Source organism: Acidovorax sp. LjRoot204 (assembly GCF_056175785.1).
Window position 1 is genome coordinate 1 of sequence record NZ_JBGFFF010000159.1, and the last position, 10,011, is coordinate 10,011.

At 63.3% G+C, this 10,011-nt stretch carries 10 protein-coding genes and 1 pseudogene; 2 read left to right on the forward strand and 9 right to left on the reverse strand.

Annotation, left to right across the window (positions count from 1 at the left end; translation table 11 throughout):
- Positions 1 to 330: pseudogene (locus tag AC04MI_RS20585) on the forward strand (histone); the annotation flags it as partial.
- 150 nt (positions 331 to 480) lie between these two features.
- Here the strand turns inward: AC04MI_RS20585 and AC04MI_RS20590 are convergent.
- From AC04MI_RS20590 to AC04MI_RS20620, 7 genes are all read right to left on the reverse strand, one after another.
- Positions 481 to 1,380 carry a carbohydrate kinase family protein gene (locus AC04MI_RS20590; protein ID WP_260668448.1) on the reverse strand — a complete coding sequence of 300 codons (900 nt, stop codon included), beginning with the start codon at positions 1,378 to 1,380 and terminating at the stop codon, positions 481 to 483.
- A gap of 35 nt (positions 1,381 to 1,415) precedes the next feature.
- Positions 1,416 to 3,083, reverse strand: coding sequence for a DUF3426 domain-containing protein (locus AC04MI_RS20595; protein ID WP_436077609.1), 1,668 nt, complete (start codon positions 3,081 to 3,083; stop codon positions 1,416 to 1,418).
- A gap of 55 nt (positions 3,084 to 3,138) precedes the next feature.
- Complete coding sequence (gene prmA / locus AC04MI_RS20600; protein ID WP_476498568.1) at positions 3,139 to 4,041, reverse strand: 50S ribosomal protein L11 methyltransferase; 903 nt, start codon at positions 4,039 to 4,041, stop codon at positions 3,139 to 3,141.
- A 77-nt stretch (positions 4,042 to 4,118) separates the two neighbouring features.
- Complete coding sequence (accC, locus tag AC04MI_RS20605) at positions 4,119 to 5,468, reverse strand: acetyl-CoA carboxylase biotin carboxylase subunit (protein ID WP_056066345.1); 1,350 nt, start codon at positions 5,466 to 5,468, stop codon at positions 4,119 to 4,121.
- A 7-nt stretch (positions 5,469 to 5,475) separates the two neighbouring features.
- Positions 5,476 to 5,928: an acetyl-CoA carboxylase biotin carboxyl carrier protein gene (gene accB, locus AC04MI_RS20610; protein ID WP_056066347.1), complete on the reverse strand. Its 453-nt coding sequence runs from the start codon at positions 5,926 to 5,928 to the stop codon at positions 5,476 to 5,478.
- 170 nt (positions 5,929 to 6,098) lie between these two features.
- The gene (locus AC04MI_RS20615; RefSeq protein WP_436077608.1) at positions 6,099 to 6,677 is read right to left on the reverse strand and encodes a TlpA family protein disulfide reductase; all 579 of its coding nucleotides are present in this window, start codon (positions 6,675 to 6,677) and stop codon (positions 6,099 to 6,101) included.
- The gene (locus AC04MI_RS20620; protein WP_436077607.1) at positions 6,674 to 7,273 is read right to left on the reverse strand and encodes a hypothetical protein; all 600 of its coding nucleotides are present in this window, start codon (positions 7,271 to 7,273) and stop codon (positions 6,674 to 6,676) included. Before AC04MI_RS20620 ends, AC04MI_RS20615 begins: the two co-directional genes overlap by 4 nt.
- Before the next feature lie 205 nt (positions 7,274 to 7,478).
- On the opposite strand from AC04MI_RS20620, the gene mpl reads away from it, so the two are divergent.
- Positions 7,479 to 8,900, forward strand: coding sequence for a UDP-N-acetylmuramate:L-alanyl-gamma-D-glutamyl-meso-diaminopimelate ligase (gene mpl, locus AC04MI_RS20625; protein WP_436077606.1), 1,422 nt, complete (start codon positions 7,479 to 7,481; stop codon positions 8,898 to 8,900).
- Positions 8,901 to 8,955: 55 nt separating this feature from the next.
- Here mpl and AC04MI_RS20630 read toward each other — a convergent pair whose 3' ends face one another.
- Both AC04MI_RS20630 and AC04MI_RS20635 read right to left on the reverse strand, forming a co-directional pair.
- Complete coding sequence (locus AC04MI_RS20630) at positions 8,956 to 9,267, reverse strand: hypothetical protein (protein ID WP_056746913.1); 312 nt, start codon at positions 9,265 to 9,267, stop codon at positions 8,956 to 8,958.
- Between the two features lie 100 nt (positions 9,268 to 9,367).
- Positions 9,368 to 10,011: 3-deoxy-7-phosphoheptulonate synthase (locus AC04MI_RS20635; protein ID WP_476498569.1), on the reverse strand; the 644-nt coding region annotated here is incomplete at its 5' end.

Below are 10,011 nucleotides of genomic sequence, written 5' to 3' on the forward strand. Positions count from 1 at the left end.
GCCAAGAAGGCYGTAGCTGCGAAGAAGGCTGCTCCCGCCAAGAAGGCAGCAGCACCGGCAAAGAAAGCCGCTCCCGCCAAGAAGGCCGTAGCTGCGAAGAAGGCTGCWCCCGCCAAGAAGGCAGCAGCACCGGCAAAGAAAGCCGCTCCCGCCAAGAAGGCCGCAGTAGCCAAGAAGGCCGCAGCACCTGCCAAGGCAGCCCCCGCAAAGAAAGCTGCCCCGGCCAAGAAGGCCCCCAAGGCGCCTGCCCCTGCTGCCGCTGCCCCGGCAGCACAAACCACGCTGAACCCTCAGGCAGCCTGGCCTTTCCCTACGGGCAACAAGCCCTGATCCTGGCGCGCCACGCGCTCAACCCGGTGCAAACGCACCGGGTTTTTTTTCGTCTGCATGCAGGTCTGGGCACTCCCAAGAGCTACCTGGCAAGCAAGCTGCGTTGTACAGCACTGGGCAGCGCAACGCAGACGACACTGGCTCGGAGGATTAACCCAACGGATCGAAATCCAGCGTGTAGTTCTGTGGGCCACGTTGCGCGATCTTGAGAGCGCCAACCCGGTTGCCCAGCTCCGCACAACACACGAGGGACCAGCCCTTTTCCAGACCAAACAGCAGCGCGCCGCGCCAGGCATCGCCGCAACCCGTGGGGTCCACCACCGCTGCAGGCGCCACAGAGGGTACATGGGTTTTTTCACCATCCACCCAGACCTCGCAGCCCTCTGCGCCCAGCGTCACCACCAGTCCCTGCACCTTGCGGGAGATATCGGCCAAAGACCAGCCGGTGCGGTCGCAGAGCATCTTCCCCTCATAGTCATTGACGGTGACCCAGGTGGCCTGGTCGATGAACTGCGCCAACTCCTGCCCATTGAACATGGGCAAGCCCTGACCTGGATCGAACACAAACGGGATACCCGCCGCCACGAACTGGGCCGCATGCTCCAACATCGCGTCACGCCCGTCCGGCGCGATGATCCCCACGCTGACACTGTTGTCTGCACCAATTCGATTGGCATGGGCCTGCATCATGGCGCCAGGATGGAAAGCCGTGATCTGGTTGTTGTCACGGTCCGTCATGATCATCGCCTGCGCGGTGTAGGTGTCCTGCACCTGCCCGACGTATCGGGCGCTGATACCCAGCGACTGCAGTCGCTGCAGATAGTCAGCACCGTCACTGCCCAACATGGCCATGGGCAACGGCTCCCCACCGAGCAGCTTGAGGCTGTAAGCAATGTTGCCAGCACACCCCCCGAAGTCGCGGCGCAACGACGGGACAAGGAAGGACACATTCAGGATATGGAGCTGATCCGGCAGGATCTGCTCCGCAAAACGCCCCTCGAAAGTCATGATGGTGTCGAACGCCAGGGAACCACAAATGAGGGCAGCCATAGATAGTGAAACTCGGTAAGTTGTTGGGTGAAAAATCAGGGATAGAACGCAAGCAGCCGGTAGCCCGCCACGCGCGCACCGCCGGTGGTCACGAGCACCGACACCGAGGTGCCCCACTCACCTTTCGCGGGCAGCTCCGCTGGAGCCGCCATGTCGGTAGGCAGCAGAACCCGCCGCAATACGGCCTGATCCTGCGCATCGGTCAGGGTCAGCTCCACCGCAGGCATGGCCAGTGGAATGGTGGCGGTGCTCTTCATCGTCAGCGCTAGCTGGTAACTGTCACCCCGGGCTTTGTTGAAAGAAGAACTGTCGATGACCACATCGGCAATCTGGCGCACAGGGGCAAGTTCGCAGCGCAAGGGCTCGCACAGTTTCACCAACCAGGGCCGGGTACGCACATCCAGGGCTGCAATGCGGTCACGCTCCTGCACCGCAATCTGCAAAGCCAGCCCCAGCAAGGAGACGATGAACCCCAGCCACAAAACCATCCGCACGACCGGCTTGCGCCAAAACGCCTTGCGGCGCGCAGCCACCACAAAGCTGACCTCGGGGTCTGACGCCTGGTTGTCGGCCTCATCGTCGTCGTCGTCAACAGCGGGTCTGGGGCGCGCCTGCAGGATGGCGGCATGCGAATCGTCCTTCACCAACTCCATCGCCGGAGCCTCTGGCGCAACATCCTTCGACACAAAGTCCACAGAAGGCAACGCGGGCGCAGGCGGGGTGGGCACAGCAACGGGCGACGCAGGCTCAGATTTCTGAGCATCGCCTGAAAGTCCAGCACCGGTATCGGATGACGGAGCGAGAGCAACAGGCGCTACCGGAGGCTGTGCAAGCTCTGCCGAGTGACTCGCGCGCTGCTCTGTGGCATCCACATCCATGGTTGCGTTCAGCGCTACCTCGGAATCGCGAAGTTCGGCAAACGGCAGTTCATAGCCTGCCAGGCTGGGGGACGCAGGAACCGGTGGCACAGCTCCACCAAACAAACTGCCGCGTCCATCAGCGACATCCTGCGCCACGTCGGATGGCATCGTGACGGCGGAATGCTCTTGCCTGGCCACATGAACGGCAGGGGAGAGACCATCCAAGCGGAGCGCCGTGTCCGGTATCACCACCGGCTCTGGAGCATCAGCAGGCGCTGTGACGGATGGCGATGCCCCAGCCTCCACCGCTGTCGCAGTCCGCGATGCACTGTGGGCTCTCCATGCAAACGGCGCGGCGACCTCCTTGCCCAAGACATCCGACGAGACTTCCGTGCGAGCCCCGGCAGTAAGAAAAGCAGGTACCGCAGGGCTGGGAATATCGAGCACCGGAGCAGCAGGTGCATCACTGACCATGCCGTACGGATGCGCGTCACCGGCGAGGGTGGCAGCGACCTCGGTGGCGACATCTGAAGCACTGCGGATGGTGGGAGCGTCTACCTTGACAACATCCTGTGGGGCAGGCGGGGGAACGGTGGGCGACTTGCCTCCCCCCCAGGCTCCCAGTGCATCCGGCTTGCGCGCTATGGGCGCAGTGGGCGCGCGCAGGTCCGTGAGCGATACATCGGGCAGCAGCGCAGCCGGTGCCACAGGCAGCAAATGGGCCGAGGCATCGAATACCTCCTTGCATTGGCCGCAGCGCACCCATCCTTCAGAGATGCGCAATTGGTCCGCCACAACCTTGAAGGTGGTGGCGCAGGACGGGCAGCGGGTGATCTGGCTCATCAGCGAGCGATTGTAGAGGCCATGCCACGGCTGCCAGAACGGCGCCCGCGCACCTTCAGCGGCGCGCAGTCATCAAGATCCAGCCGTCTTCGGCATCCGCCACTTCCAGCGGCAGCCAGGGCGCGTAGGCCTCCTTGAGCTCATCCGCCTGGCGCTCCAGAATGCCTGCCAAAACCAGATTCCCACCCACAGCCACATAGCTGCACAGCAGTGGGGCCAATACACGCAACGGAGTGGCCAGGATATTGGCCAGCACGGTCTGGTATTCGCCTTGCGCCTTGTCGGGCAGGCCCGCTTTCAGCGTGACCTGATTGGCCTGGGCGTTTTGCACCGTGGACTCCACGGCAGCCGGGTCGATATCCACCGCATCAATGTCCGTGGCACCGAACTTGGCGGCACCGATGGCGAGGATGCCGGAGCCACATCCGTAGTCCAGCACCCGCCCCAGCAGGTTGCCTTGCTCAGGTTGCGTTGCGCCATGGCGCGCAATCCAGCGCAGGCACATGCGCGTGGTGGGRTGGGTGCCSGTGCCAAACGCCAAGCCGGGGTCCAGGCGGATGCTCCGTACTGCCTGGGCGGGCAACTCATGCCAGGTAGGCACGATCCAGAAATCCGGGGTGATGTCCACCGGCGCAAATTGCGACTGCGTCAGCCGCAYCCAGTCCTGCTCGGGCACCGGGGTGACACCCAGCACCTGGCAGCCCACAAAAAAGTCCTGCACCACCAGCAATTGCTGCGCTTCACGGGCCGCCACCTCGGAGGGGAACAAGGCCACCACGCGGCTGCGTTGCCAGCCATCCTTGGGCGGAGGCATGCCAGGCTCGCCAAACAGCGCCTGTTCAGCGTCGGTCTGGGCATCGGCGTCTTCTACCGACACGGACAGCGCGTCCAGCGCGTCCAGCGCATCGCTGACCGCTTCAATCCGGTCCTCGGGGCACATCAGACTCAGCTCAAACATAGGCATCTCTCAGAAAAAGTGAAATGCTGGCACCCGTTGCCAGGAGCCAGCATGTGAATGACCTGCTGCGTGCCAGCTCAGCGTTTGTGCTGCGACAGCCACTCTTCCAGGTAGTGGATGTTGGTGCCGCCCGCCATGAACTTGGCGTCCACCATCAGCTCGCGGTGCAGCGGCACATTGGTGTTGATGCCTTCGATCACCGTCTCGGACAGGGCAGTGCGCATGCGGGCCAGCGCCTGCTCGCGCGTGTCGCCGTGCACGATGATCTTGCCGATCATCGAGTCGTAGTTGGGTGGCACGAAGTAGTTGGTGTAGGCATGCGAGTCCACGCGCACGCCAGGGCCACCTGGTGGATGCCAGGTGGTAATGCGCCCAGGCGAAGGAATGAACTTGTACGGGTCTTCCGCGTTCACCCGGCACTCGATGGCATGGCCACGGATTTCGATCTGGCGCTGGGTGAAAGGCAGCTTTTCGCCCGCCGCCACCATGATCTGCGTTTTCACGATGTCCACGCCCGTGATCCACTCGGTCACGGGGTGTTCCACCTGCACGCGGGTGTTCATCTCGATGAAGTAGAACTCGCCGTTCTCATACAGGAACTCAAACGTGCCCGCGCCCCGGTAGCCGATCTTCTTGCAGGCAGCGACGCAACGCTCGCCGATCTTCTCGATCAGCTTGCGAGGAATGCCTGGAGCTGGCGCCTCTTCGATCACCTTCTGGTGGCGGCGCTGCATGGAGCAGTCGCGCTCGCCCAAATACACCGCATTGCGGTGCTTGTCGGCCAGGATCTGGATTTCGATGTGGCGTGGGTTCTGGAGGAACTTCTCCATGTACACCGCAGGATTGCCAAACGCGGCACCCGCCTCGGCCTTGGTCATCTGCACGGCATTGACCAGTGCGGCCTCGGTGTGGACCACGCGCATGCCACGGCCACCGCCGCCGCCTGCGGCCTTGATGATCACCGGGTAGCCCACTGCCTTGGCGATGCGGCGGATCTGCACCGGATCGTCGGGCAACTCGCCCTCAGAACCCGGCACGCAGGGCACGCCTGCACGGATCATGGCCTGCTTGGCGGACACCTTGTCGCCCATGATGCGGATCGACTCGGGCGTGGGGCCGATGAACTGAAAGCCACTCTTTTCCACGCGCTCGGCAAAGTCGGCGTTCTCGGACAGGAAACCATAGCCGGGGTGAATGGCCTCGGCGTCGGTCACTTCGGCCGCCGAGATGATGGCGGGCATGTTGAGGTAGGACAGCGGCGAAGGCGCTGGGCCGATGCAGACGGCCTCTTCGGCCAGCTTGACATACTTGGCGTCGCGGTCGGCCTCGGAATAGACCATGACGGCCTTCACGCCCAGCTCATGGCAAGCGCGCTGGATACGGAGAGCAATCTCTCCGCGATTCGCAACAAGAATCTTCTTGAACATGAGCGCCTTATTCGATGACGAACAGCGGCTGTCCGTATTCCACGGCTTGGCCGTTCTCGCCCAGGATGCGGGTGACGGTGCCCGACTTGTCGGCTTCGATCTCGTTGAGGATCTTCATGGCCTCGATGATGCAGATGGTCTCGCCTTCCTTGACCTGGCTGCCCACCTCGACAAAAGCCTTGGCGCCAGGGCTGGACGAGCGGTAGAAGGTGCCCACCATGGGCGACTTGACGATGTGGCCGGTGGGTGCGGCGGCCGCAGGGGGCGCGGGCAATTCCGCCACAGGCGCGGCAGCAGGCGCAGCGGCAGGAGCTGCAACCGGGGCGGGCACATACTGCTGAACCACGGCACCACCGCTCTTGACGATGCGGACTTTGCCCTCGGCCTCGGTAATTTCGAGTTCGGACACGTTCGACTCGGACACGAGATCGATGAGGGTTTTGAGTTTTCGCAGATCCATGGAAGCTCCAACGGCTATAAAACTGAATAGGGCGCGAATTTACTCCAATTTCACCCTATCGCAGTCTTCCACACCCATTTTTCATGAACTTCGGCATGGGAATTGCCATCTCTCAGAGAGAAAGACGCACCCGGAAAGCCTGAAAGGCGGCTGCTTTTCGACGCGAACCCTCAGCCCATACCCGCCCAAAGCTGCAAGTCCTGGGTGGTCACTTGCCCCATTTTACGATGCAGCACCTTCCCCTCCCCACCAAGGACCACGGTGAAAGGCAGGCCTCCCGTCAGGTTGCCCAGCGTCCGGCCCAGATCCGTGCCACCCAGCCCCGCCAGTCCCACAGGGAAATCCAGCGGGATACGCGTCAGAAACTTGCGTACCGCTGACGGCTGGTCAATGGCCAAACCCAGCACTTGCCAGCCTTTGGCAGATTGTTCGCGATAGAAGGCGTTGAGCATAGGCAGCTCTTCCACACAAGGCGGGCACCAGGTGGCCCAGAAATTGAGCAGCAACGGCTTGCCTGCCAATGACTTCATGGCCAAGGTACTCCCGGCAGGTGTTTCAAACTCCAGGTCCCACAGCGCCTGCTCGACCCCTTGCTCCACGGAGTGGGGCTGAAACTTCCACCATGCCAGGCCCGTGCCCCCCAAAGCGGCGGCACCTGCCACCCCGGCATACAAAAAGCGCCTGCGAGCGGCGTTGGGCGCGACGTCGCCAGGAGTCACAGGTTCGGGGGATTCAGCAGGCTGGGTCATGGGGTCGTGTTTTCTTGAAGCAAGCAGCGCACTGCCGTGATGTCACCACGCGGGGTTCGGCCCTTGCTGTCGGGCCGGAGCGCACCCCGCAGGTCGTCAAGATCGTAAATCAGCAGGTGCACGCCGATCATTTCGTTGAGTTCGGGCGATTTGCTGCCAAGACTCAATGCCTCTACCGATTCACCGTGGAAGCCAGTGACCGTGCGGGGTTCGTAGTCCACATGATGATCGATCAGAGCGATCTCTGCCGATTTGGGGTCATCGCAGAACAACTGCAGGTAAATATCCGACAGACGTGTGGCCGTTCCGTGCCACACCGCACCCGCCAGATGCGGSCGGAAMGCCGCCATGCGCTCCATCCACACCAGGGCCAGCTGGCGCAGTGCCCGCAGCTCGCGCGGCTGGGTGTCAGCACAGAAGAGCTGGATGTACTCGCGCACAGCCTCTTCCACCAAGTCGTTGTCTGGCAGCGGGGTACGGGCCGGCAAACCCATCTGCCGCAGCGCACGGCGCTTGGCGGGGCCCCATTCCAACCCTTCTTCCACCACCAGGCGGGCCGTGGTGTGGGCGATTTCTTCGCTCAAAGGTGTGTGCATGGCAGACAGAGGCAACTAAGGACCCTGCATTGTGGCGCGAAGCGATGACAGCACGGGCGATGCCCCTCAGACACCCCTGGCAACCCCAACAACTGCTGCCCCGAAAGACTATTGTTTTGAGAGCAACTCAGGCAGATGGAACAGGCGCCAGCTGCCACTTTTGCTTTGAACAGTGCGCGGAACCCCGGCTTTAGAATCAGCGCCCATGCATATACACATACTGGGCATCTGCGGCACGTTCATGGGAGGCTTGGCGGCCCTTGCGCGCGAGGCGGGCCACAAAGTGACCGGCTGCGACGCCGGGGTCTATCCCCCCATGAGCGACCAGCTCCGCGCGTTGGGCATCGACCTGATCGAAGGCTTCGGCGCCGACCAGCTCGCGCTCCAGCCCGACATGTTTGTGGTGGGCAACGTCGTGAGCCGCGCCAGGCTGGCCGATGGCTCCCCCAAGTTTCCGCTGATGGAAGCCATTCTGGACGCCGGACTGCCCTACACCAGCGGGCCCCAATGGCTGGCCGAGCACGTGTTGCAAGGCCGCCATGTGCTTGCCGTGGCTGGGACCCATGGCAAGACCACCACCACATCGATGCTGGCGTGGATTCTGGAGTCTTCCGGGCAGCAACCGGGCTTTCTGATCGGCGGCGTGCCGCTGAACTTTGGCGTGTCCGCACGCCTGGGCGCTGCACAGCGCCCTGCCCCCGCCGCCGCGCCGCTCGGGGCCGCGCCGCTGTTCGTGATCGAGGCCGACGAATACGACACCGCCTTTTTCGACAAACGCAGCAAATTCGTGCACTACCGGCCCCGTACGGCTGTGTTGAACAATCTGGAGTTCGACCACGCGGACATCTTTGACGACCTGGCGGCCATCGAACGCCAATTCCACCATCTGGTGCGCACCGTGCCGCCGTCGGGGCGCGTGGTGGTCAATGGGCTGGAAGAAAGCCTGGCACGTGTGCTGCACACCGGCTGCTGGAGCGAAGTGACGAGCTTTGGTGCCGCAGTCAGCGACTTTCACGCCGTGGGTGACCCGCAGGCTTTTGATGTGGTGCACCAAGGGCAAACCGTCGCGCGTGTGGAATGGTCGCTGACCGGCGTGCACAACCAGCTCAATGCGTTGGCAGCCATGGCAGCGGCCCACCATGTGGGCGTGGCGCCCGAGCAGGCGGCAGCCGCGTTGGGCAGTTTTCAGAACGTCAAGCGGCGCATGGAGCTACGCGGCACAGTGGGCGGCGTGGCCGTGTACGACGACTTTGCCCACCATCCCACCGCATTGCGTACCACCCTGGACGGCTTGCGCCGCACCCTGGGCCCGGGTGCCCGCATCCTCACTGTGTTCGAGCCCCGCAGCAACACCATGAAACTGGGCGCGATGAAAAGCCAATTGCCCTGGGCCCTGGAGCCGGCCGACCTGGCCTTTTGCCACACGGCTGGGCTGGACTGGGATGCCGCGCAGGCTCTGGCACCACTGGGCGTAGGCCCCGGACAGCGCGCCCAGACGGCCCCGGACATCGATACGCTGGTGGCCCTGGTCACCCAGGCCGCGCGCCCGGGCGACCATGTGGTGTGCATGAGCAATGGCGGTTTTGGCGGCATCCACGCCAAACTGCTGCAAGCACTACAAAAATAATAGCTGCCAGCACATATTCCACTAGCGCTAGCAGCCGATTTCTAGCAAATGGTGGTCAAAATGTGACTGCCATGCCCGGCACGTCCACGCGCACGATAGGCTTGGCCAGCGCGGCACTGGAGGCGCGCGCAAAGTCGCGGGACCACACTGGGTCCTGCATCAGCGCCGCACCGGCTGCGCGTGCCACGGTCAGCACCTTGTCGGCCAGCAGCACCTTGCCGCTGGCGCGCAAGGGCTCGCAGTCCAGCGCGATGAACTGGTCGTCGAGCCAGCGCCGACCCACCTCGTGGGCCATGGGCTCGGCACCCTCCAGATCAAAACGGTATTCCTGATTCGCGGCCAGTTTGACCGACACTTCGCTGTGCATGATGGATCGCCTTTCTGCGTTTTTGCGGAGACTCGGGCCAGCAGCTGCACGCGGTGTGCAGCGATAGGCCCAAGTTTAGATCTTGCGACAGGTCTGACGATCAGCGGGCGCGACGCGCCTTGACGGAGTCCGACAGCTCGGCCAGCGCCTGCAGCGAAGCGTCCCAGCCCAGGCAGGCGTCGGTGATGCTCTTGCCGTATTCGAGTGCCGAAGGGTCGTCCTTGCCGGGTGTGAACTTCTGGGCGCCTGCCGTCAGGTGGCTTTCAATCATCAGGCCGAAGACGCTGCGCGAACCGCCCGCCACCTGGGCCGCCACATCGCGGGCCACGTCCAGCTGCTTTTCGTGCTGCTTGCTGCTGTTGGCATGGCTGCAGTCCACCATCAATGTGGCGGGCAACTTGGCAGCTTCGAGGTCTTTGCAAGCCGCGGCCACACTGGCAGCGTCGTAGTTGGGCGTCTTGCCGCCGCGCAAAATCACATGGCAGTCCTTGTTGCCCTTGGTGTTCACGATGGCGACCTGGCCGTTCTTGTGCACCGACAGGAAGTGGTGGCCTCGGCTGGCCGACTGGATGGCGTCGGTGGCGATGCGGATGTTGCCGTCCGTGCCGTTCTTGAAGCCGATGGGGGCCGAGATGCCGGAGGCCAGCTCGCGATGCACCTGGCTTTCGGTGGTGCGCGCGCCAATCGCACCCCAGCTGATCAGGTCGCCGATGTACTGTGGCGAAATCACGTCCAGGAACTCGC

What these genes read in the sequence shown, in the direction of transcription:
- accB (WP_056066347.1), bottom strand. Translation starts at nt 5,928, where the DNA reads ATGGATCTGCGAAAACTCAAAACCCTCATCGATCTCGTGTCCGAGTCG.
- AC04MI_RS20595 (WP_436077609.1), bottom strand. Translation starts at nt 3,083, where the DNA reads ATGAGCCAGATCACCCGCTGCCCGTCCTGCGCCACCACCTTCAAGGTT.
- AC04MI_RS20615 (WP_436077608.1), bottom strand. Translation starts at nt 6,677, where the DNA reads ATGACCCAGCCTGCTGAATCCCCCGAACCTGTGACTCCTGGCGACGTC.
- AC04MI_RS20590 (WP_260668448.1), bottom strand. Translation starts at nt 1,380, where the DNA reads ATGGCTGCCCTCATTTGTGGTTCCCTGGCGTTCGACACCATCATGACT.
- AC04MI_RS20630 (WP_056746913.1), bottom strand. Translation starts at nt 9,267, where the DNA reads ATGCACAGCGAAGTGTCGGTCAAACTGGCCGCGAATCAGGAATACCGT.
- mpl (WP_436077606.1), top strand. Translation starts at nt 7,479, where the DNA reads ATGCATATACACATACTGGGCATCTGCGGCACGTTCATGGGAGGCTTG.
- accC (WP_056066345.1), bottom strand. Translation starts at nt 5,468, where the DNA reads ATGTTCAAGAAGATTCTTGTTGCGAATCGCGGAGAGATTGCTCTCCGT.